Annotated in this window: 16 protein-coding genes; 7 read left to right on the forward strand and 9 right to left on the reverse strand. The window is 73.2% G+C overall.

The annotated features are described in order from the left end of the window. Positions 1-370 precede the first annotated feature (370 nt). A complete protein-coding gene (gene fusA / locus ACIHFD_RS10325; protein WP_397366501.1) occupies positions 371-2437 on the forward strand; it encodes an elongation factor G in 2067 nt (688 codons plus the stop codon). Positions 2438-2546: 109 nt separating this feature from the next. Here fusA and ACIHFD_RS10330 read toward each other — a convergent pair whose 3' ends face one another. After that, positions 2547-3131, reverse strand: a complete 585-nt coding sequence (locus tag ACIHFD_RS10330; RefSeq protein ID WP_397366502.1) for an O-methyltransferase — start codon at positions 3129-3131, stop codon at positions 2547-2549. 66 nt (positions 3132-3197) lie between these two features. On the opposite strand from ACIHFD_RS10330, the gene ACIHFD_RS10335 reads away from it, so the two are divergent. Next, positions 3198-3797, forward strand: coding sequence for a hypothetical protein (locus ACIHFD_RS10335; RefSeq protein WP_397366503.1), 600 nt, complete (start codon positions 3198-3200; stop codon positions 3795-3797). 9 nt (positions 3798-3806) lie between these two features. Here the strand turns inward: ACIHFD_RS10335 and ACIHFD_RS10340 are convergent, their stop codons facing one another. Together ACIHFD_RS10340 and ACIHFD_RS10345 are read right to left on the reverse strand one after the other, a co-directional pair. Beyond that, positions 3807-5324: a serine/threonine-protein kinase gene (locus tag ACIHFD_RS10340; protein ID WP_397366504.1), complete on the reverse strand. Its 1518-nt coding sequence runs from the start codon at positions 5322-5324 to the stop codon at positions 3807-3809. Positions 5325-5377: 53 nt separating this feature from the next. Next, positions 5378-7159 carry a serine/threonine-protein kinase gene (locus ACIHFD_RS10345; RefSeq protein ID WP_397366505.1) on the reverse strand — a complete coding sequence of 594 codons (1782 nt, stop codon included), beginning with the start codon at positions 7157-7159 and terminating at the stop codon, positions 5378-5380. A gap of 236 nt (positions 7160-7395) precedes the next feature. Here ACIHFD_RS10345 and ACIHFD_RS10350 point away from each other — a divergent pair, with 236 nt between their 5' ends. Beyond that, the gene (locus ACIHFD_RS10350) at positions 7396-8802 is read left to right on the forward strand and encodes an L-fuculokinase (RefSeq protein ID WP_397366506.1); all 1407 of its coding nucleotides are present in this window, start codon (positions 7396-7398) and stop codon (positions 8800-8802) included. Positions 8803-8814: 12 nt separating this feature from the next. On the opposite strand, the gene ACIHFD_RS10355 is transcribed toward ACIHFD_RS10350, so the two are convergent. Genes ACIHFD_RS10355 through ACIHFD_RS10375 form a run of 5 tightly spaced genes read right to left on the reverse strand, consistent with a single transcriptional unit; the run spans position 8815 to position 13066 of the window. Continuing rightward, positions 8815-9792 carry a zinc-binding alcohol dehydrogenase family protein gene (locus ACIHFD_RS10355; protein WP_397366507.1) on the reverse strand — a complete coding sequence of 326 codons (978 nt, stop codon included), beginning with the start codon at positions 9790-9792 and terminating at the stop codon, positions 8815-8817. Then, positions 9792-10151 (reverse strand): hypothetical protein, encoded by a 360-nt coding sequence (locus tag ACIHFD_RS10360; RefSeq protein WP_387569378.1) that lies wholly within the window; start codon positions 10149-10151, stop codon positions 9792-9794. Before ACIHFD_RS10360 ends, ACIHFD_RS10355 begins: the two co-directional genes overlap by 1 nt. Beyond that, on the reverse strand, positions 10148-11011 hold the full coding sequence (locus tag ACIHFD_RS10365) for an extradiol ring-cleavage dioxygenase (RefSeq protein WP_397366509.1): 864 nt from the start codon (positions 11009-11011) through the stop codon (positions 10148-10150). The genes ACIHFD_RS10360 and ACIHFD_RS10365 overlap by 4 nt, the downstream gene beginning before the upstream one ends. Continuing rightward, complete coding sequence (locus ACIHFD_RS10370) at positions 11004-11891, reverse strand: citryl-CoA lyase (RefSeq protein ID WP_397366510.1); 888 nt, start codon at positions 11889-11891, stop codon at positions 11004-11006. The genes ACIHFD_RS10365 and ACIHFD_RS10370 overlap by 8 nt, the downstream gene beginning before the upstream one ends. Then, positions 11888-13066, reverse strand: a complete 1179-nt coding sequence (locus ACIHFD_RS10375; protein ID WP_397366511.1) for a CaiB/BaiF CoA transferase family protein — start codon at positions 13064-13066, stop codon at positions 11888-11890. Before ACIHFD_RS10375 ends, ACIHFD_RS10370 begins: the two co-directional genes overlap by 4 nt. A 161-nt stretch (positions 13067-13227) precedes the next feature. Here ACIHFD_RS10375 and ACIHFD_RS10380 point away from each other — a divergent pair, with 161 nt between their 5' ends. The 4 genes from ACIHFD_RS10380 (at position 13228) to ACIHFD_RS10395 (ending at position 20287) form a co-directional block, all read left to right on the forward strand. After that, on the forward strand, positions 13228-14670 hold the full coding sequence (locus ACIHFD_RS10380; RefSeq protein WP_397366512.1) for an amidohydrolase family protein: 1443 nt from the start codon (positions 13228-13230) through the stop codon (positions 14668-14670). 70 nt (positions 14671-14740) lie between these two features. Beyond that, on the forward strand, positions 14741-15541 hold the full coding sequence (locus ACIHFD_RS10385) for an IclR family transcriptional regulator C-terminal domain-containing protein (RefSeq protein WP_350727347.1): 801 nt from the start codon (positions 14741-14743) through the stop codon (positions 15539-15541). Positions 15542-15659: 118 nt separating this feature from the next. Next, complete coding sequence (locus ACIHFD_RS10390) at positions 15660-17672, forward strand: M14 family metallopeptidase (protein ID WP_397366513.1); 2013 nt, start codon at positions 15660-15662, stop codon at positions 17670-17672. Positions 17673-17695: 23 nt separating this feature from the next. Then, entirely contained in the window at positions 17696-20287 is a 2592-nt protein-coding gene (locus tag ACIHFD_RS10395) for a M14 family zinc carboxypeptidase (protein ID WP_397366514.1), read from the forward strand. Here the strand turns inward: ACIHFD_RS10395 and ACIHFD_RS10400 are convergent. Then, positions 20277-23087 carry an FAD-binding and (Fe-S)-binding domain-containing protein gene (locus tag ACIHFD_RS10400; protein WP_397366515.1) on the reverse strand — a complete coding sequence of 937 codons (2811 nt, stop codon included), beginning with the start codon at positions 23085-23087 and terminating at the stop codon, positions 20277-20279. The two genes, ACIHFD_RS10395 and ACIHFD_RS10400, sit on opposite strands and share 11 nt — an antisense overlap. Between the last annotated feature and the right edge of the window lie 15 nt (positions 23088-23102).

Raw genomic sequence — 23102 nt, forward strand, 5'->3', positions numbered from 1 at the left:
CGGGTCCTTCCCTGAAAGCGTCTCACGCCTATGTCGACATGCGGAAATGACGGCTGAGCCGCACATCGGGGTCAGCGAGGCGACCGCGTGGTGAACCTCGCACGCACGCGATAAATCGCTTTCTCCACCCGCCACCGGTTCACTACACTCGCCACTGATCATCGACGAGGGAGAGGAGTACGGCCGTGCGCAACAGCACCGCTGCCGTCATTCCCCCGTCGCGCTACGAGGTGATCCTGGTGTCTCCGTCTCTCCGGTGCCGGCTGCGCGGCCGCCACTGGACGACGCCCTGACGACACCCGCCTCCTGGCCTTTCGTCAGGGGAATCGCGCTGTCCCGCTGAAGAATCCTCCCGAAAGGGTCTTGGGCCGTGCGTCCCCGAATACCTGACAATTCCCTTGCCATCGTCCGCAACCTCGGCATCCTCGCCCACGTCGATGCCGGCAAGACCACCGTCACCGAGCGCATGCTGTTCCTGGGCGGCGCCACGTACAAGCGCGGTGAGGTGCACGACGGCACGACCGTCACCGACTTCGACCCCCTGGAGCGCGACCGCGGCATCACGATCTTCGCCGCCGCGGTGAGCTTCGCCTGGGACGGGCACCGCGTCAACCTGATCGACACCCCCGGCCACGTCGACTTCTCCGACGAGGTGGAGCGCTCGCTGCGGGTGCTGGACGGGGCGATCGCGGTGTTCGACGCCGTCGCGGGCGTCGAACCGCAGAGCGAGTCCGTGTGGCGGCTGGCCGACCGGTACGGCGTGCCGCGCATCGCGTTCGTCAACAAGCTCGACCGGGCCGGCGCCGACCTGGACACGGCCGTCGAGTCGATCCGCCGCCGGCTGCACAAGGCCCCGCTGGTGGTCCAGCTGCCGATCGGGCAGGAGGGCCGGTTCACCGGGGTCGTCGACCTGGTGCGGATGCGTTCGCTGGTGTGGGCGGGCGGGGGTTGCTCCGCCGGGCCGGTGCCGGAGGAGCTGCTGGCGGAGGCGCGGCGGCGACGCCGGCTGCTCGAGGAGTCGGTGGCCGAGCTGCACGCCGGCGCGCTGGAGGAGTTCTGCGTGCGGCCGTCGATCTCCGACGGGACGCTGGCCGGCGCGCTGCGCGACCTCACGCGCAGCGGCGCGGGCCTGGTGGTGCTCTGCGGGTCGGCCTACCGCGACCGCGGGATCGAGCCGCTGCTCGACGCCGTGGTGGCGTACCTGCCGTCGCCGCTGGACGTGCCGCCGGTGCGCGGCGAGGACGGCGCGGAACGGGCCGCCGACCCGGAGGCGCCGCTGGCGGCGCTGGCGTTCAAGGTGAACGCCACCGCCACCGGGCGGCTGACCTACGTGCGGATCTACTCGGGAACGATGCGGAAGGGGGACACGGTACTGGTCACTGGGCTGGCCACCGGGCTGGACACCGGCGCGGGGCGCACCGAGCGCGTCAGCCGCATCCTGCGCGTGCAGGCCGACCGGCACACCGAGGTGGACCTGGCGACGGCCGGGGACATCGTCGCGGTCGTCGGCCTCAAGTCGGCCCGCCTCGGGACCACGCTGTGCGCGCCCGGCGCGCCGCTGGTGCTCGAACCGCCGAGCACGGCCGAGCCGGTGGTGTCCGTGGCGGTCGAGGCCCGCAGGAGCACCGACGCCGAGCGGCTGGTCTCCGGGCTGGCGCGGATGGCCGAGGAGGATCCGTCGCTGGCGGTCCGTACGGACGCCGAGACCGGGCAGACGCTGCTGTCCGGGATGGGCGAGCTGCACCTGGAGGTCGCGGTGGACAAGCTCCGGCGCGAGCACGTCCTGGACGTCGCCGTGGGCCGGCCGCAGGTGGCCCACCGGGAGACGGTCGTGCGCGGCGTGTCCGGGCTGCTGTACCGGCATGTCAAGCAGGACGGCGGCGCCGGGCAGTTCGCCCACGTCGTGCTGGACGTGGAGCCGCTGGACGGCGCCTTGGACGGTGCCTTGGACGGAGGCGGTTTCGCGTTCGCCTCGACCGTCGTCGGCGGCCGGGTGCCGCGCGAGTACGTGCGCGCGGTGGAGGCCGGTTGCCGGGACGCCCTGGCCGACGGCCCGCTCGGCGGCCACCCGGTGACCGGCCTGCGGGTCACGCTGACCGACGGGGCCACCCATCCGAAGGACTCCTCGGACCTGGCGTTCCGCACGGCCGGGCGGCTCGCGCTGCGCGAGGCGCTGCGGGCGAGCGCCATGGAGCTGCTGGAGCCGGTGGTGGAGGTCACGGTCACCGTGCCCGACGACGCGGCCGGCGCCGTGCTCGGCGACCTGGCCGCCAGGCGCGGCCGGATCTCGGGCTCGTCGGCACGGGCCGGGACCGTGGTGATCAACGCCGTGGTGCCGCTGGCCGAGGTGTTCGGGTACGCGACCCGGCTGCGCAGCCGTACGCAGGGCCGTGGCACGTTCACCACCCGGCCCGCCGGTTACGCCCCCGCCCGGTAGGGGGTGGCCCCGTCCGTACGCCGGGCGGGGCCACCTGCCTGGAACGGGGTCCACACGGCGGACGGCCCGCAGGCCGGCCCCGGACCTGCGGGCCCGGCGGTCCACGTCTTCAGCGGCGCAGGGCGACCAGTTCGCCCTTGCCCACGTTGATCGTCGTGCAGGTCAGGCGCGGCTCCCGAAGAAGAAGTTCGCGCAGCGGGGCGATCTCCTCGGGATGGGACAGGGCGTTATCGGCCACGAGCAGCCCGCCCTGGCTCAGCACCCGGTACGGGTGCGGCCACCAGGAGGCGTACTCGACCCGTTCGGCGTCGAGGAAGAGGAGGTCGACGGAGCCGTCCGGCATGCGGGCGAGCGCGGCGCCGCCGTCCTCGACCTGGAACTCGACGTGATGGGCCAGTCCGGCGTCGGTGACGGTGCGCCGGGCGTGCCCCTGGGCATCGGCGTCAGTGTCGAGGCTGAGGACGTGACCGCCGACCGCCCGGGCGGCGTCGGCCAGCCACAAGGTGGACACGCCGCGAGAGGTGCCGATCTCCACGACGATTCGAGCTCCGGCGCTCTGGGCCAGGAACCAGAGGAACTCCCCAGCGTCGGGCTCGAGCACCCGCCACCGGTCCAGCCGGTCCTGCTGACCGGCGTCGTGCCGGGCGGCGGCCTCGTTCAGCTCAGCGATGATCTTGCGCAGTGCGGCGTCCATAGACGGATTCTGCCCCGGTGGAAGGCTTTCCGGGCGGGGCTCCTGGCGTTCTTGGATACTTGGCCCATGCCCATGATTGCCAGGGTCTCGTTAGGGATGACACTCCTCGGCGGCCTGCTCACGGGGTGCGGTGCCGGCAGCCCTGCCGCGACCGGCTCACCTGCTGAGTCCGCCACGACGACCGGCTCACCTGCGGCGTCCGCCATGGCGACCGCGCCGACCGCATCGGTCACCACGACCGCGCCGACCACACCGGCACGGGCCTTCACCCTGCCGAAGGACTGCGACGATCCCCGGCTGGTCGCGGCCATGGGGGCGTTGATCAAGGGCAAGAAGTTCGACAAGCGGTATGACGCGGCCGACAAGCTGACCTGCTCGTGGGGGAAGAAGGTGCCCACCGCCGCGGTGACGATCGGCCTTCCGTCGGCGCCGACCAAGTACAACAAGGACTTCCCCGAGGTCGAGGTCCCCGAGCTGACCGCGCTGGGCGTGAAGGCGCAGTCCGGCGGCACCGAGATCGCCATCGGTGCCCGATCCCTGTACAACCAGGTGTTCGTGGTCGTCGCCCCGCAGTTCCGGCTCACCGTCGATCAGTTGAGCGAGGAGCGCCGCGACGACGATCTGCGAGAGGCCGCCGTCGCGTTCACCACCTGGTTGACGTCATAGCGGACCGGGTCAGGACGCCCCGAGCTCTCGGCTGCTCTCGACCCGGAAGGAGCTGCCGTCGGGGACCAGGTTGAGCCTGCTCACGGTCCCGTCCGCGCCGAGGCGGAACACCCGTGCGCCCGCGGAGGTGACCGCCTCCAGGGCGACGGCGCGCGCACCATTGCCTGATGCGGCCGACAGCAGCGCCGTCGCCCGGCCGGACGGCCACTCCCCTGTGGTCATCTCGGCCGAGTCCGGCCGCGGGCTCGCCGGCCAGACGTGGTCCAGCTTCCACATGGTCCCGACGCCGCGCATTTCCATGACCACACCGCCGCGACGGTAACCGCTGGTGGCATCCCTGGTCGTGACCGTCTGGCCCCAGACCAGCACGACGACCCGATCACTGCGTGCGGCGACGATCCCGCTCTCGGACGGCACCGCCTTCTGCACGATCTTCTCGTCGCGGATCTGCCGCGCCTCGTCCTGAAGCCGGCCGGTGTACTCCACGGCCGCGCGTCCCGTGGTCGCGTCCTCCACCGCCCGAAGATCCTTGTTGAGCGTCTTGTAGTCGAAGCTGTTGATGATGCCGTAGGCGCGCCGTGCCGCTTCTTCGGCCTCCTGGGCGTAGAGCGGCGGGGGCAGCACGCCCCCTGTCTCCATGCTCGCCTGCCCGCCTCCGCCGCCGGTCCACCCTTGCCAGATCGCCGCACCGCCCCCACCCGCGATCACCGCGGCCGCCGCCGCCACCGCCACGACCCATCCCCGCCGCCGGGCACGCGCCCGCGCCGGCTTGATCGGGGCGCGGTCGACAAGGTGATAGAGGAGGTCCTGGGCGGACGGACGGAGGGCCGGGTCCTTGGCCAGGCAGGTCTGGAGGATCGCGCGCAGGAAGCCGCCCAGCTCGGTGGGCGTGCCCAGGTCGGGTTCCTGATGGAGAACGCGGTAGACGACGGTCGGCACCGCGTCGTCGCCGAAAGGGGGACGGCCCGTCGCGGCGTAGGCGAGTGTCGCGGCCCAGGAGAAGACGTCGGCGGCGGTGGTCGGCGGATGCCCGGCCAGTTGCTCGGGCGCGATGAACGCGGGAGTGCCGGCGACGAGGGCATCCGCGGTGGGGCCGCGGATCGCGCGGGCAAGACCGAAGTCGACGACGCGGGGCCCGTCCGGGCCGATGATCACATTGCGGGGGGTCAGGTCGAGATGGGCGACGCCCTCGCGGTGGATCGCGGTCAACGCGGTGGCGGTGGCGACGGCCAGCCGCTCCAGCGCCTCTCCGCGACGTGGGCCCTCGTGCCCGACGAGCTCGGCCAGCGACGGGCCGGGGACGTACTCGGTGACGATATGTGGCAGGTCGGCGGTCAGATCGGCGTCGAGCACCTGGGCCGTACAGAACCCGGAGACCCTGCGAAGCAGGTCGAGCTCGGCGGCCAAGCGGTGCCGCGCGGCCTCGTCGGAGATCCGGGGCAGCGTTTTCACGGCGACCCGCCGTCCGTCGTCCCCCACCGCGAGAAAGACGACACCCTGGCCGCCCGCGCCGAGCCGTCCGAGCACCCGGTATCGTCCGATCCCTTCCGGATCACCTTGACGAAGCTTGGCTAAAGGGCTCATTTCGTACGCCGCTCGAACATGGACCGGTTGTCCTTCGGCGATGTGACGTCCTCCAGCCTCCATCGCCCGTCGACCCGGCGCAGGTGCAGTCGGTAGCCGACGACCTTGTGGTCGGGGGCTTTGGCCGAGTCTCCGAGGTGGATCAAGGTCGCGACGTCGGGCCCGTCGAACCGTTCGAAGGCCGTGCCGATCTCCCGGTACTGCCAGGTCCACCAGTCAGGAACCTGAGCGTCGGGGACCGCGGCCAGCTCTCGCCACCACTGCTCGGCCCGTCCCGTGGTGCAGCGGTCGAAGAAGTCCGGGCGCTCTTCCAGGCGGGGCCCGTTGATGAAGGCTTCGGTCTGGCAGCGGGCCGCGTCGGCGACCATCCGGCGGACGTCCGCGGACGGCCAGGCGGCGTCGGCGGGAACGGCGGAGCTGGACGGCGTGGTCCGCGCGTAGTCCATCTTCCAGCCTGCGCCGGAGGGCACCATCTCGGCGAACAGCAGGGGATCCTCCGACTGCGCGGGAGTTCCGTTCCGGGTGATGGTGCTGAGCCCGGTGATGATGACGGACACCCGCTGCGGCGAGGCCCATACGATGCCCGCGGCGGTCGCCCGTGCCGTCTGCTTCGCCTTCGCGGCCACCACCGCGTTCTTGGAATTGCCGGCCAGGTGCTGGTAGTCCTGCGCCGCCACCCCGGAGAGCAGAGCCAGCGTACGCCGCGCTCCGCCGTCGTAGTCCGTGTAGTCGAGGCTGTACCACGCCTCGAAGGCCGTCCGTGCCGTCCCCGCCGCCGCCTGGGCATACCCGGGAGGCTCGTCGCCCGTGACGGTCTGCGTGAGCGTCGTCGGCTCCTTTCCTCTCGCCAGCCAGACCGCGCCCACCGTCAGCGCGATCGCCGTGACGATGGCACCCGATGCCAGCATCGCCCGGCGCCGCACCCGTCGCGGCTTTGTTCGCGTCGGTAATCGTCCGGTGTGACGTGGCTCGGCTTGGGCGCCGAGATCCATGATGGAAAGCGGGAGCTCGGAAGCCGTGGGACGGTCGGCGGGGTCCTTGGAAAGGCAGCGCCCTACCAGGGAGCGGAGATGGCCTGGAAGGAAGCCGAGGTCGGGCGGCTCGTGGAGCACGCGGAACAGGACGGCCGGAAGCGTGTCAGCCTCGAACGGGGAACGGCCGGTGGCGGCGTAGACGATGGTGGCACCCCAGGCGAAGACGTCGGCGGCGGGGCCGAACTCCTCGCCCCTGATCTGCTCGGGAGCCATGTATCGGGGCGTGCCCACGTGGGCGCTGGCGAGGGCGGCACCGTCCTGGAGAACGCGGGCGATGCCGAAGTCGATGACGCGCGGCCCGTCGCGCCCCAGCAGGACGTTCTGCGGCTTGAAGTCGCGGTGGACGATGCCCGCCCGGTGGATCGCGATGAGAGCCGTGGCCGTCGCCACCGCGAGCCGGTCGAGCTCGCCTCCCGTGAGAGGCCCGTGTTCGGCGACGAAGGCGTGGAGAGATGGACCGGCGACGTACTCGCTGACGATGTAGGGCGGGTCGGCCGTCACATCGGCGTCGAGGACCTGCGCGGTGCAGAAGCTGGAGACGCGCCGCAGAACGGCGAACTCGCGCTCGAACAGGCGGCGCGCATCAGAGCCGACCTCGGCGTTGATGACCTTCAACGCCACCTGGGCGCCGTCTGGCGCACCGGCCAGATAGACGATGCCTTGGCCGCCGGCTCCCAGCCGTCCCGTCAACACATAACGCCCGACGTGCTTCGGGTCGCCAGGAAGCAGCCCTTCAACACTCATCACCGCACAGGGTAGTGGTCGTTCAACCTACCGGCCAGAGTGACGTCATGATTCCGGTGGACAGGCCGCGGTCGGCGCCACGTGCCGCGGGAACCGCCTCGCCACGGCCGCGGTGTTCGCCCTGGCCCCTACAGGGGGCGGGTGGCGGTCGCGGGGGACGACGGTCGCGGGGGGACGGGCTGGCGATCTCGAGCGTGGTGGCCGGGCTGGGTGATCAGGCCCGCCATAGTGGCAGTATGAGGGTGCTGGCCGGGGTCGACGTGGGGACCACGCATGTCAAGGTGGGCTTCTTCGACGAGCGGGGCGGCTGCGTCGCGGTCGTGCGGCAGCCGACCCCGCGCGAGCTGCCCGCCCTCGTCGCCGCGGTGACGGGGGCGCTCGGCGAGTGCGCCGCGCGGGCCGGGCGGGGGCCGGAGGCGATCGGGGTCGCGGGCATGGCCGAGACCGGCGTGCCCCTCGACCGCGCGGGGCGGCCGCTCACCCCGCTGCTGTGGTGGAACGACCCCCGGGCCGCGCACGAGGCCGCCGAGCTGGCCCGGGACGCCGTGCGGTTGTACGCGCTGACCGGCCGCCGCGCCGACCCCAAATCGCCGCTGGCCAAGTGGCTGTGGCTGCGGGCCCACTCGCCCGAGGTGCTGGAGTCGATGCGGTGGTGGGCGCACGTGCCGGACGCCGTGGCGTACGCGCTCACGGGGCGCCTGCGGACGCACGGGACGCTGGCCGCCCGCACCCTGGCCTACGACCTGGAGGCCGGAGACTACGACCCGGAGCTGCTCGCGCGGGCCGGGCTGCGCGGCGGGCAGCTGCCGGCTCCGGCCGGGTCCGTGGAGCCGGTCGGGCCGCTGACCGCGGAGGTGAGCGGGGTGACGGCCGGGGTCCCCGTGGTGATCGCGGGCCACGACCACGCGGTGGGGTCGTGGGCGGCGGGGGTGCGGCGGCCCGGCGACGTGGCCGACTCCCTCGGCACGGCGGAGGCGGTGATGGTGCTGTCGGACTCCCGCCCGGACGCGCGTACGGGACTGGCGCTCGGCATCACGACCGACCCGTCGCTGGACGGGACCCGCAAGGTGGTGGTCGGCGGCCTGCCCACCAGCGGGGCCATGCTCGACTGGCTGCTCTCCCTCACGGGGAACGGCGAGAGCGGGTACGCGGCGCTGCCCGGGCTGCTGGGCGGGGTGCGGTTGCCGACGGGGATCGTGGTGGAGCCGTACCTGCGGGGCCGGGTCGCGCCCGCGCCCGACCCGGCCCGGCGCGTGACGGTGTCGGGGCTCGGGACCGAGCACACCTCGGGCGACCTGCTGGCGGCGGCCGTCGAGGGCACCTGCCTGCACGCCCGCTGGATGCTCGACGAGCTCGCCGCCGTCACCGGCACCGCTCCCGAGCGCCTCGTGGTCCTCGGCGGGCAGGTCAGGATCCCGCTGTGGATGCGGGTCAAGGCCGCGGTCTCGCCTGTCCCGGTCGAGGTGGTGCGATCCGATGACGCGGTCTGCGCGGGGGCGGCGCTCGTCGCCGGGCAGGCGGGCGGGTCGCTCGACGACGTGCCCGTGCTCCCCCGTGATCGCCTGCCGCCCGAACCCGAGCTCGCCGCCGCCTACGTCCCCCTTTACGAGCGCTTCCTGGCCTCGGCCCGCACACCCCGATGACGGACCGGCGCCTCAGGTGACGCGCAGGACGATCCGGCCGCCGGCCGCGCCCGCCGCCTGGCGCCGCCAGGCCGCTCCCGCCTCCTCCAGCGGCACCACCTCGTGGGCCACCGACAGCCGCCCCCGCGCCGCGTGTTCCGCGATGAGCGTGATGGCCTGGGCGCGTTGCTCCCGGGTCAGCTCGTTGTTGGTGTACCCGAGCACCCGCAACGACCGGCCGCGCAGGGTGGAGGAGTCGAGCGGGCACGTCTCGGAGGCCGAGCCGCCGAGGTTGACGAGCCGGCCGCCCGGCCGGAGGGTGCGGGCCGCCGCGGCGGCCGGGGCGCCGAAGAGCGGGTCGAGCACCAGGTCCACCGGCCCGTCGCAGGCGTCCGAGAGGCAGGCGGCGAGGCCGGCCACGTCCTGCGTGCCGAGCTCCACCACCGCGTCCGCGCCCGCCTGTTTCGCCCGTTCCCGGCCTTCGGGAGAGCGGGCGGCCGCGACGACCCGGCGCGCTCCGGCGAGGCGGGCGAGCTGGACGGCCGCCTGGCCCACCACGCCCCCGGCGCCCAGCACCACCACCTGCTCCCCCGCCGCGAGCTCGCCGCGCCAGGTCAGGGCCATGTGGGCGGCCACGGCCGACAGTCCGAGCGCGGCGACGGCGTACGGGTCGGCGCCGGCGGGCAGCTCCACCAGGTCCTCCGAACGCACCACCGCCAGCCCGGCCATGCTCCCGTCGCCGGGCGCCATTCCCGCCGAGGTCGGGAACCACACGGCCGTCTCCCCGACGGTCCCGACGCCCTGGACGCCGGGAACGTAGGGGACGGCGGGCGTGCCGAAGTAGGAGGCGCCGCCCGCGCACAGCAGGTCCAGCGGCGTGACCGGGGCGGCACGTACGCGCACCAGGGTCTCCCCCGGCCCGGCCACCGGCACGGGGACGTCGCCGACCACGGGCGGCCGGCCGCACGTCTCGACCCGGGCCGCCCGCATCCGGCCGTGCTCGCCGGTCATCAGGTCGCGATGTCCGGGTACGGAAGCCGAAAACCGGCCAGCCGCCGCGCGTACTCCGTCTGGAAGCCCAGCGGCGGGTGGTCGCGCTCGAACATCGCGATGAACAGGGTCAGCGTGAGGAACGGGTGCGCCCCCAGCTCGAACAGCTTCGGGTAGTCGTGCGCGGCCAGCGCCTCGCGCTCGGCGTCGTCGAGGCGCAACCAGGTGGAGGACTCGCCGGTGTGGCAGCCGAGGATGCGGTTGGCGTACTCGGACTCCCACCACTCGACGGTGGCGCGCGGCTCCTCGCGGTAACGCTCGACCAGCTCGGGGTCGCGGTCGACGGTGAAGAGGAACTTGTTCAGCAGGTATTTGCTCATGAAGAACCCCCACTCGGATACCAGGTGAAGTACGCCTCCATGGTGTGGAACAGGTCGTACGTGTCCACGTAGTCGGCCTTGCGGCCCTCCCCCGCCACCCCCATCATCAGCATGAAGTCCATGAACCCGTGCGTGGCGTTCCCCGGCTGGTGGAGGCTGTCCAGGGTGACCTCCGACAGGCAGCCCTCGATGTCCCCGGTGGAGATCCACTCGACGGCCTTGCGGTCGAACTCCGGGTCGGGCCCGTGCGGCCCGAACTGGCGCGGCCCGCCGAGCTCCAGCGACAGGTGCCCCGTGCCGATGACCGCCACCCGCCGGTCCGCCGGCCAGGACTCCACGAGCTGCCTGATCGTCCGTCCGAGCTGCACGAACCGCTGGGGACGCGGCAGCGGCGGGGCGAAGATGTTGGTGTAGACGGGCACGATCGGCAGGTCGGCCTCGGGGCGCAGGGTGATGATCGGGCACGTGATCGAGTGGTCGATGCGCAGCTCGTTACTGAAGGCGAGGTCGAAGCCGGCGTCCAGGCCCTCGCGCAGGATGTACGCCGACAGGTCCTCCTGGCCCTTCAGCACCATCCGCGGCAACCCGAACTCGCGTTCCTCGTTGTAGAAGTTCGCGTCGTAGAAGGGCGCCTTGCCGACCAGGAACTGCGGCATGTTGTCCAGCCACAGCTGGTGGAAGTGGTCGGAGCCGACCATCACCAGCACGTCGGGCCGCGCCTTCGTGAGGGTCTCCCTGAACGCCTCCACCTTGCGCACCCACTCGTCGGCGAACGGCGGGCGGTCCTCGCCGGTGGAGGTGCTGGCGCGGTAGTAGAAGGGGTGGTGGGTGGATGCGATGACCGCGACGACTTCAGCCATGCGTACCTCCGTTGGCGGCATACGGCTCGGGCGGGACGGGACGGTTGTTGAGGTCCACCGAGAGGAAGATGTCGTTGGCCACGGGACGGCGCAGCTCCTCGGCGAGCTGCCCGATCAGCCCGGCCGTCCTGGCCAGCAGCGCGAAGCCGCGCAGCAGCTCCAGCGGCAGCCCCAGGTCGGCCAGCGCCGCGCCGCACGCGCCCGCCCCGTTGAGCGGCAGCGTCCGGCCCAGGATCTGGGGGTGCACGCGGCCGACGGCGGCGAAGAGCGACAGGTGCGGCCCGAACAGGCCCTCCTCGGCCGCGATCTCGAACAGCCGGGCCGTGCGCGGGTCGCCGTCCTTGTGCACGTGGTGGCCGAGGCCGGGGACGCGCCCGCCCGCCTCGCGCCGGGCCCGTACGGTCTCCAGCGCCAGGGCATCCCAGCCGGCGTCGTCGGCCGGGAGAGGGCTCTGGTCCCGCAGCACGTCGTTGAGGAAGCGGCCGCAGTCCTCGGTGACGCCGAGGAAGCGGGAGCCGCCGCCGAGCAGCCCAGCCGCCAGCGCTCCCTGGACGGAGTCGGGCGCCGACAGGTACGTCAGCCGCGTCACGATCGCGGTGGGCGTGAACCCGTGGTCGGCCAGCGCGGCCAGCACGGCCTCGAACACGCGCACCTCGCCGCGGGCCGGGCGGCGCTGCGTGGCCAGCCAGAACGCCAGCTCCCCGAAGCCCACCTCGCCCATGACGTCGGCGGCCAGGTCATGGCCGAGCAGGGTGATCGTCTTCAGCGAGGACGCCCCGAGCGCAGTCGGATACTCCTTCGGCTCCCCGCCACGACCGCCGACCCCGACGACCGCCTCCTCCGCGTTCCCGCCGGTGCCGACCCCGTCGCCGCCGCTCACGACCGCGCCTCTTCGGAGGATCCCGAGGTCGGCTCGGTGAGGGTGAGCCACTTGCGCAGCTCCGTGCCGTGCTCGTCGAGCTCCGGCGGCGGCAGCCGGTAGCCCGCGGGCGTCTCCGAGAACCGGATCGGATGCCGCGTCGTCGGCACGGCCCGCTCCCCCTCCCCCACCACGACCACCGGTTCGAGCCCGAACCGCTCGGCCACCGCGAACCCGCCGTCGATCGTGTTGATCGGCCCGCTCGGCACCCCCGCCTCCACCAGCAGGTCGAACCACTCCTCCGCCCGCCGGGTCACGAGCCGCTCCTCGAGGATCGGCCTCAGCTCCTCCCGCCGCGCGGTCCGGTCGGCGTTGCGGGCGAAGCGCGGGTCGTCGGCCACCTCGGGGATGCCCAGCACCTCGCACAGCTTGCGGAACTGCCCGTCGTTGGCGGCCGCGACGATCAGCTCGTGGTCCGCCGTCGGCAACGGCTCGTACGGGAACACGCTCGGATGCGCGTTGCCCATCCGGTACGGCACCACACCCCCGGCCACGTACGCCGAGCTCTGGTTGACCAGCCCCGTCAACGCCGACGACAGCAGGTTGACCTCGACGTGCTGCCCCTGCCCGGTGGCCTCCCGGTGCCGCAGCGCGGCGAGGATGCCGATGACGGCGTGGTTGCCCGCCATCACGTCGAACACCGAGATCCCGGCCCGGTACGGCGGCCCGCCGGGATCGCCGGTCAGGCTCATCAGCCCCGACATGGCCTGCACCATCAGGTCGTACCCCGGCACTCGCGCGCCCGCCCCGGCGCCGAACCCGCTGATGGAGGCGTACACGACACCGGGGTTCAGGGCCCGCACGGCCGGGAAGTCCAGCCCGTACTTGGCGAGCCCGCCCGGCCGGAAGTTCTCCACCAGCACGTCCGCGCGCCGGGCCAGCTCCCTGGCCGCCTCCGCGTCGGCCGGGTCGCGCAGGTCGAGGGCGATCGACCGCTTCCCCCGGTTGACCCCGAGGTAGTACGTGGACACCTCGCCCCGCGCGGGCGGCGTCCACGACCGGGTGTCGTCCCCGCCGGGAGACTCGACCTTGACGACGTCGGCCCCCAGGTCGGCCAGGAGCATCGTGGCGTACGGCCCCGCCAGGACCCTGGAGAAGTCGGCCACCAGCAGGCCGGACAGCGGCCCCTCAGGCACGATGGAACTCCCCTTCCCGCGTCCGTTCAACGGACAGATGTCCGCTGAGCCCGATCTCATCACCGACGCGAGCTCGCGTCAACCGTCTTGACACGTAGGCGAGCGCTCATCACAGTGGCTGTGACCGTATAGCGGACAATCGTTCGCAAGGAGCGTGTGCCATGAACGAGTTCGAGGCCGGACGGCCCGTGGTGCTGCGCGGCGGCACCGTGCTGCCCATGTCATCCAGTGGGAGCAGGCGGGTTCTGCCCCGTACGGACGTCCTCGTGACCGGGGACAGGATCGCCGCCGTCGGCCCCGAGCTGGAGGCGCCCGAGGACGCGGTCGTGATCGACGCGTCCGGCGGCCTGGTCATGCCGGGCATGATCGACACCCACCGGCACATGTGGCAGACGGCGCTGCGCGGCTACGGCGCCGACTGGACGCTCACCCAGTACTTCGTCTGGTTCTACCTGGAGCACGGCAAGCTCTTCCGGCCCGAGGACATCCACGCGGGCAACACCCTGGCCGCGATCGAGGCGCTGGACGCCGGCGTCACCACCGTCGTGGACTGGTCGCACGGCCTGCGGACCGTCGACCACGCCGACGCCGCGGCCGACGCGCTGGAGTCCGTGCCCGGCCGGTACGTGCTCGCCTACGGCAACATCCAGCAGCCGCCCGCCGAGTGGACGGCCGCGCCCGAGTTCCGCGACTTCGTGCGCCGGCGTGTCTCCGGCGGCGACATGCTCGGCTTCCAGATCGCCTTCGACGTGCTCGGCGACCCGTCCTTCCCGGAGAGGCCCGCGTTCGAGGTCGCCCGCGAGCTCGGCGCCGCCGTCACCACGCACGCCGGTGTGTGGGGCGCCACCAGCGACGACGGCATCCGCCTGATGCACGAGCACGGCTTCATGACGCCGGAGACGATCTACGTGCACGCCGCCTCGCTGTCGGCCGACTCCTACCACCGCATCGCGGCCACCGGCGGCTCGATCTCGGTCTCCACGGAGAGCGAGCAGAGCGCCGGCCAGGGTTACCCGCCCACCTGGGCCGTCCGCGCCCACGGCATCCCGGTGTCGCTGTCCATGGACACCAGCGTGTGGTGGAGCGGCGACCTGTTCTCGGCCATGCGCACCACGCTCGGCGCCGACCGCTCGCGCGAGCACCTGGAGGCGCACGCCAAGGGCGAGACGGTCACGCACTGCGGCCTGCGCGCCGACCAGGTCGTGGAGTGGGCGACCCGGGGCGGCGCCCGGGCGCTGGGCCGCGACGACCTGGGCGTCATCGAGCCCGGTAAGAAGGCCGACCTCGTGCTCGTCAAGAACGAGCACTCGCCGGTGTCGTTCCCGATCCTCAACCCGTTCGGGCACGTCGCGTTCCAGGCCCAGCGCGGCGACGTGCACACCGTGATCGTCGATGGCCGCGTGGTCAAACATGAGCACCGCCTGCTCGGCGTCGACCTCGCCGGGGCCCGTGCGCAGGTCGAGCGCACGGTCGAGCACCTGCGCTCGACGATGGGCGACGAGGCCTGGGAGAAGGGCATGAACCCGGACATCCCCTCGGCCAAGGTCCTCGACAACCCGTACACGTACACCGACTACCGCAGCGACGCCACCCACCGCCTCTGATCGGCCGCTCTGCGGACGGGCGACCGTCTAGAGTCTGATCGAACGGATTCCGAGCGAGGCGAGGGCGTAGATGGCACGTGGTGACACCGGACCTGACTTCATCGAGGCGCTGGCCCGCGGCCTCGATGTCATCAGGGCATTCCAGCCGGGGCGCCCGGTCATGTCCCTGACGGAGGTGGCGACGGCCGCCGGCCTGGCCCGGCCGACGGCCCGCCGCATCCTGCTCACCCTCCAGGAGCTGGGGTACGCCAGGTCGGAGCAGGGCGGGTTCGCGCTCACGCCGAGGGTGCTGGAGCTGGGCGTCACCTACGTCCGCTCGATGGGGCTGTGGGAGGTGGCCAGACCGCACCTGGAGCGGCTCGTCACCCAGACCAACGAGTCGTCCTCGATCGCCCAGCTCGACGGCTCCGACATCGTCTACGTCGCCCGGGTCGCGGTGCCGAAGATCGTGTCGCTCCAGGTGCAGATCGGCACCCGCTTCCCCGCGCTCCAGACGTCGCTGGGCAAGGTGCTGCTGGCCGCGCTGCCGCCGGCCGAGGTGGAGCGGGTGCTGGCCGAGCCGGGCCGCTCGGGCATCGAGCCGCGCTGGCGCCCGGACGCCAAGGAGCGCGAGGCGGCGCTGCGCGCGGTCCGCGCCAAGGGGTGGGCCGCCACGGACGAGCAGCTCGCGCTGGGGATCCGGTCGGTGGCGGCGCCGCTCAGGGACGGGCTCGGCAACGTCATCGCGGCCGTCAACGTCAACGCCCACGCCGCCGAGACGTCCATGGAGAAGCTGACCGAGGAATACCTGCCGCTGCTGCTGACGACGGCCGGCGCGATCAGCGCCGACTGGGCGCTCTACCAGGCGGTCCCGCACGTCACGGCCTCCTGAGATCCATCCCCGCGCCGCCTGGGTCTTGCCGGTTTGGGCAACTCCGCCTTGAATGTGCCCCATACGGGTGATCCAGGAGGGGCAGATGCGTGGTTTACGGGCGTCCGCAGTCGTTCTGTTGATCGTTCTCACGACGTTCGTGGCCGCGGAGCCATCCGTCCCGGCGGTCGCCGGGCCGGGTGACCCGGAGCCGGCCTCGCTGGTCACGCTCTCCGTGCCCGACCGCGCCGCGATGGAGCGGCTGGTGGCCTCGGGAGCCGACCTCACCGAGCGGGTGCGCCCGCAGGCGGACGGCAGCGTCCAGGTGGACGCGGTGGCCACGCCCAGCCAGCTCACCTCCTACGCCGCGCTCGGCGCGACCCTGGCGCCGGGCACGCCGCCCCAGGCGAAGGCCAAGGCCACCGCCGCCCAGGACCGGCTGGTCATCGAACGGGCCGTCTGGATGAAGTCCCGCGACGGCTACTTCCTGTCGGTGGAGGCGTCCAGCAGCGCGGGCGAGGCGGCCACGCTCACCGTGACGTGGAAGGGCAAGGGCGGCTCGACCGGGCAGGCGCCGATGGTCGCGTACGTGGACGCGGGCGCGTACCTGGGCCACCAGTTCAGCACCCCGGTGCCCGCCGACGCCCGGCCGCAGTGGGTCACCGTGACCTCCGCCGGCGGCGGCACGGCCGAGGCGAGGGTCAGGGAGTGGCCCGACGGCGACCAGCCGGACCGCGCCGGTCCCGGCTACCAGAAGGACTTCGTCACCCAGTACATGCCGCCCGCGCAGCTCAACGAGCGGATCAAGGCGCTGCACCAGCGCTACCCCAAGCTCACCGAGCTGATCACGCTGCCGTACCCGACCAACGGCTACCGGCGGCACGCCCAGGCGCTGATCGGCACGCCGCCCGCCGCCGCCGTCGTGATCACCTCGGACGCGTACGGCTCCGAGGGCGGCAACGACCTGGCCGCCGAGCTGGTGAACCCCGGCGCGCCCGGCCGCCCGCTGCAGGTCACCGTGAACGGCAAGCTCATCACCGTCAGCCTGGCCACCGACGCCTCGGGCGCCCCCGCCAGCACCGCCGCCCAGGTCACGGCCGCGATCAACGCCACCGTGCCGAACTCCACTGGCGGCACCGGCGTCAAGGCCACCACCTACCGCGGCAACGCGGGCGACGGCGTCATGGCAACCGCGCCGCTCACCCAGCTCAGCGACTTCCTCAACGCGCCCGCGAGCGTCTCCCGCGCGCCCGCCCGGGTGCTGGCCCTCCGGATCGGCGCGCACCGCGACGGCAGCCGCACCGGAGTGCTGGCATACGCCCAGGAGCACGCCCGCGAGTGGGTGGCGCCCCTCGTCGTGGTCGAGGCGGCCGAACGGCTGCTGCGCAACTACGCCCGCGACAAGGCCACCCGCAGGCTGCTGGAGCGCACCGACGTCTTCATCGTGCCGACCGTCAACCCGGACGGCGCCAACTACAGCTTCTACGACTTCAACGGCCAGCGGAAGAACATGACGAACCACTGCCCGGCGCAGCAGTCCGACCCGGCGCTGCGCAACACCTGGGGCGTGGACGTCAACCGCAACTACGCCGTCGGCTCGCTGTCCGACGGGTACTTCGGCGCCTCGGCCAACTGCCAGAGCGGCACGTACGCGGGCCCCGCCGAGCATTCCGAGCCCGAGAGCCGCAACGTCATGTGGCTGGCCGAGAAGCACCGCAACATCAGGTTCGCCATGAACGTGCACAGCTACGGCGGCTACTTCATGTGGCCGCCCGGCGCGTACCGGCTGGACGGCCGCGTCACCCTGCCCAGGCCCACGACGCAGCAGGAGGCGTACTTCCTGCGCTCGGCCCGCACGATCGAGCAGGCCATCGCCGCCGAGCGCGGCACCGTCATCTGGCCCCAGCAGACCGGGCCCGTGACGGACGTGCTCTACTCCGCGGCCGGCAACTCCGCCGACGAGCTCTGGTACGACCACGGCGTCTATGGGTGGGACTTCGAGGTGGGCGCCGACCTGTGGGACCCCGGCACGCGGACGTGGCAGGCCGTGGGCTTCCAGCCGCCGTTCGCGGAGGGGCACGCGGAGGCGCTGGAGTTCGCGTCCGGGCTGATCTCCCTGGTGGGGGTCGCCGCCGACTACCGGGAACCCTGATCCGCACAATCTGGAGGACTCCCTTGCGCCTGCCCCCTGCCCTGCTCCCGGCTCTGCTCACCGGGCTCCTCGTGATCCCGCTCGTCCCGAACGCGGTGTCGGCCGACCCGGTCGCGCCGCCGGCCCCGGCCGTGCGCGACTTCGGCAACGGCCCGGAACGGAACGAGGTCGCCGCCGACGTGCCCGAGCGGGCCGAGGCGCGCGCAGCCGCCCGGTCCGAGCAGGCCGAGCAGCCCGGCATCCTGTCGCACGACCGGGGCTACCCCCGCCGGACCCGGCTGCCGGTGCCCCCCGAGAACCCGGCCGACGCCTCGATCAAGCTGGGCCTGGTGCCCCACCACGGCATCGCGCCCCGGCTGAACGACCTGCAGCAGCGCGGCGACCGGGTCAGCGCGCAGGTCATCGGCCGCTCGTACGGGGGCCGCGACCTCTACCTGGTGACCGTCACCGCGCCGGAGAGCGCCGCCGCGACGCGCGAGCAGGAGCGCATCCGCGACCGCATCGAGAACGACCCGGCCGCCGCCGCCCGCGACCGGAAGCTGGTCAAGAGGTACAAGGCGCCGGTGTTCGTCAACGCCAACATCCACGGCAACGAGTGGGAGGGCACCGACGCCGCCCTGCGCGTCATCGAGGAGCTCGCCACCAGCAAGGATCCCAAGGTCGCCGACCTGCTGGCGCGCACCCGCCTGTACTTCAACGTCACCGCCAACCCCGACGGCCGCGTCACCGGCGTACGCCAGAACGGCGCCGGCTTCGACCTGAACCGCGACTTCGTCACCGCCTCCCAGCCCGAGGTGCGGGCGATGCGCCAGATCATGATCGACGCCCAGCCGGTCACCATGATCGACCTGCACGGCTACGTCAACGGCACGCTCATCGAGCCGACCACGCCGCCGCACGGCGCCAACTACGAGTACGACCTGTTCATCCAGAACACCTACGCCAACGGCCTCGGCATGGAGGCCGCCGTGAACGGGCTGGGCTACACCGTCGAGAAGGACGGCGTGTACCCGGCGCAGATCCCGTTCCGCGACTCCGCGGAGGGCTGGGACGACTGGCCGCCGATCTTCACCCCGCAGTACGCGCCCTTCCACGGCGCGGTGGCCGCGCACACCGTCGAGATCCCGCTGCGGGTCAACGGCTCCGACTACACCCAGCTGCCGGTCGAGGAGCTGCGCCGCCGCTCCGCGATCAACACCGCCGTGGCCGCCGCCGCCATCCGGTCCACCTACGCCTTCGTGCGCGACCGGCACGACCGGCTGATCGCCGACCAGATCGAGGTGTTCCGGCGCGGCGCGGCCGGGGAGCCGTCCAAGACGGTGCCGCTCGGCATCGTACCCGGGTTCGGGCCGGAGGACGTCTACACCACCACCTTCCCCCGGGCGTACGTCATCACCGGCCGGCGCTCGGAGGCGGCCGCCGCGCGCCTGGTGGACCACCTGATCGCGAACGACGTGCGGGTCGAACGGGCCAGACACGCGTTCCGGGCGGACGGCAGGACGTATCCGGCCGGTTCATACGTGGTGGACATGCGCCAGCCGAAGCGCGGGCTGGCCAATGTCATGCTGGAGGCCGGCGCGGACATCTCGCCCAGGGTGGACGCCATGTACGACATCTCCGGCTGGAGCCACGGCCTGCTCTGGGGCGCCGGCGTGGAGGGCGTCACGTCCCTGCGGGTGCAGGCCGACCCGGTCAAGGCCGCCGCGCCGACCGGGTCCGTGCCGCGCACGCCCGGGGCGCTCGCGCTCAAGGTGACCGACGCCAAGGACGTCCTCGCGCTGAACGACCTCCTGGCCCAGGGCACGGCGGTGACCTGGGCGGACGGCGCGGCCATCGTGCCCGCCTCGGCGCGACAGGCCGCCCGCGAGGTCTCAGAGCGCTACGGCGTCGTCTTCACTCCCGCAGGGACGGCGTCCGGCGCGCCGCTCTCGCAGGTCAGGATCGCCGCCGCCGCCTCGGCCGACGAGCTGTTCACGCTGCGCGAGCTGGGCTTCGCCGTCACCCCCGTCTCCACGGCGGCCCTCAACGCGGGCTACGACTGGAGCGGGACCGACGTGCTGTTCGTCTCCAGCGGGCTGAGCTACACCGCGCTCAACCCGGCGGCCAGGACGGCGCTCGACGCGTTCCTGACCACCGGCGGCGTGATCACCCGTGGCGGCACCGGAGCGGCCTTCAACGCCGCCGCCGGGCTGCTCACCGCGACCGCCGTCGCGGGCCGCGGCGACGCCAACGGCGTCGTACGCGTGCTCTCCACGGGCGGCCCACTGAGCGGCCCAGTGGGTGGGCAGGTGGGCGGCGGATCGCCGGACCACTCGTTCGTGTACTCGCCGCGCTGGTTCACCGGCCTCGGGCCGGAGGTCACGGTCGAGCAGTCGTACGCGACCGAGGGCCCGCTGGTCTCCGGCCACTGGCGGCCCGACGCCGACGGCACCGGCGGCCAGGACGCCGCCAGGGGCCAGGCGGCCGTGGTGAGCGGCAGGGACGAGCGGGGTGCGGCCGTGGTGCTGTTCGGCACGGAGCCGATGTTCCGCAACCACCCCAAGGGGCTGTTCCCGCAGGTGGCCAAGGCCCTGTACTGGGCCTCCTCGGTCACCGGCGCGGCCGTCAAGGGGTAGTGACCCGGTCCAGGAGCTCCAGGAGGTGGTGGTACGGCTTGCCGGTGGCGCGGGTCAGGCCGAGCTCGCACGTACGGTTGACCGAGGCGTGGGCGGCGAAGTCCTCCCGCGCCACGGCGGCGGCCTCCGCCCGGGTGGCGGAGGCGGTCAGCTCGGGGTGGAGCAGGCCGCGGTCGCCGGCGAAGGCGCAGCACTGCCAGCCGTCCGGCACGACGACCCGTTCGGCGACGGTCTCGGCGACGCGGGTGATGGCGGCGTCGAGGCCGAGCCGGGTCGAGGAGCAGGTCGGGTGCAGGGCCAGTGAGGGCAGCCGGCGGGCGGCGGGCAGGCGCGGCAGGAGGTGCTCGGCGGTGAAGGCGACCGCGTCGAGCACCCGGATGGCGGGCGAGGCCGCGGCGGTGAGGCGTTCGAAGCCCTCGGTGCAGGAGGCGGCGTCGCTGACGACCGGGATCCGGCCGCCGTCCGTGGCCGCCGCCAGCGCGTCCCGGACCCGATGGCGCATCACCTCGTAGCCGTCCGCGAGGCCCTTGGACGACCAGGGCGTGCCGCAGCACAGGCTGCCGATCCCGTCGGGCACGCGCAGCCGCACGCCCGCCCGCTCGGCCAGGCTGAGCAGGGCGGCCATCGCGCCGGGGCCGCCCTCGGCCGGGGCGAACAGGGTGTTCAGGCAGGACGGGACGAAGACGGCGTCGGCGTCCTCGGCCGGGGCCGGGCGGCGGGGCGTCCCGCCCCGGGGCAGGTCGCGGCTCCACTGCGGGACGGCGTCCTGGCCCGCCACGGCGCGGGCGGCCTTGCTCGCGCCCTCGGCCAGCGGGGCAGGCGCCGCGGCGGCGGCGTCGAGGGCCAGGTTCATGGCCCGGGTGACGCCGTTCCAGTGCTTGGCGGCGGACTTCCAGCCCGCGCGGGCGGCGCGGCCGTGGCGCTCTTCGCGCAGGCGTTTGGTCAGGTCACCGGTGTTGATGAGGACGGGGCAGGCGGTGGCGCACATGCCGTCCACGGCGCAGGTGTCCACGGCGTCGTAGCCGTACTCCTCCTCCAGCCGTTTCGCCAGCGCGTGGTCGCCCGCCTCCTGGGCGGCGGCCAGCTCCCGCCGGAGCACGATGCGCTGGCGCGGCGTGGTGGTGAGGTCTCTGCTGGGGCAGACGGGCTCGCAGTAGCCGCACTCCACGCACCGGTCGACCTCGGGCTCGACGGTGACGACGTTCTTGAGGTCGCGCAGGTGGGCGTGCGGGTCGTCGGTGAGGACGACGCCGGGGTTGAGCGTGCCCGCGGGGTCGCACAGGCGCTTGACCTCGCGCATCACCTCGAACAGCTCGTCACCGTACTGGCGGCGGACGAAGGGGGCCATGACGCGGCCGGTGCCGTGCTCGGCCTTGAGCGTGCCGCCCCGGTCGAGCACGGCGGCGACCATGTCCTCGGTGAAGTCGGCGTAGCGCTCCAGGTCGGTGTCGAAGCGCTCGTTGAGCATGAAGTGCAGGTTGCCGTCCTTGGCGTGGCCGAAGATCACGCTGCGCTCGTACCTGTGCTTGGCGAACAGGCCGGCCAGGTCGTCGCAGAGGTCGGCCAGGACGGGCACGGGGACGGCGACGTCCTCCAGGAGCGCGGTGGTGCCGCTGGGCCGGGCGCCGGCGACGGAGGCGTACAGGCCCTTGCGGATGTGCCACAGAGCGGCCCGGCCGCCCGCGTCCCTGCTCAGCCGCGCCGGGGCGGCCAGGTCGAGCGTGGCGAACAGCCGCTCGGCCATGCGCTCGTGCTCGGCGAGCGCTTCGGGGTCCGACTCCTGCCACTCGACCAGGAGCGCGGCGTGGTCCCGTACGGTCAGCGTGCGCAGGACGTCGTCGGCCCTGGGGTCCCGCTGGGCCACCCGCAGGGACTCGGCGTCCAGCAGCTCGACGGCGGCGGGGCCGGCGGTGACGAGCTGCGGCATCGCCGCCATCGCCCGGCGCAGCGTGGGGAAGACGAGCAGGCCGGTCGCGGCCAGGCGGTGCGCCGGGACCGTGCGCAGGACCGCCTGCGCGACGAAGCCCAGGGTCCCCTCGCTGCCGATCGCGAGGTGGGCGAGAATCTGCGCGGGCGTGTCGTGGTCGAGGAAGCTGTTGAGCCCGTACCCCATGGTGTTCTTCAGGGAGAACTGGGCGGTGACGCGCCGCACCGACTCGGGGTTGCCGCGGACCCGGTCGCGCAGCCGTTCCAGGCCCTGCGCCAGCTCGGGCTCCAGCGCGCGCAGCCGCGCGTCGGCGTCGGGGGCGGCGGTGTCGACGACGGTGCCGCTGGGGAGCACGAGGACCAGCGACTCCAGCGTCCGGTACGTGTTGGCGTGGGTGCCGCAGGTCATGCCGCTGGAGTTGTTGGCGACGACGCCGCCGATCGTGCAGGCCGACTCGCTGGCCGGGTCCGGGCCGAGCTTGCGGCCGTGGGCGGCCAGCCGGGCGTTGACCTGGCGCAGCACGGCGCCCGGCTGCACGCGGACCCGGTCGCCGCCGTCGAGCACCTCGATGCCGCGGAAGTGCCGCCGGGTGTCGACCAGCAGGTGCTCGCTCACGCCCTGCCCGCTCAGGCTGGTGCCCCCGGAGCGGAACGTCAGCGGCAGTCCGGTCCGCATGAGCGCCGCCACCTGCTCGGCGCTCTCCGGCACCAGGACCGCCTGCGGGGTGAGCAGGTAGTGGGAGGCGTCATGGGCCATGCCGAGCCGGTCGGTGGCCCGCGTACGGGTGATCCCGGGCACGGCGGCCTCGACCGCTGCCAGGACGGCGGGGTCCGGGGCGGTCAGCCGCCGCTTCTCGGAATGGGTGACGCTCATATCTGTCCTTACCGC

The organism is Nonomuraea sp. NPDC051941, assembly GCF_044593615.1.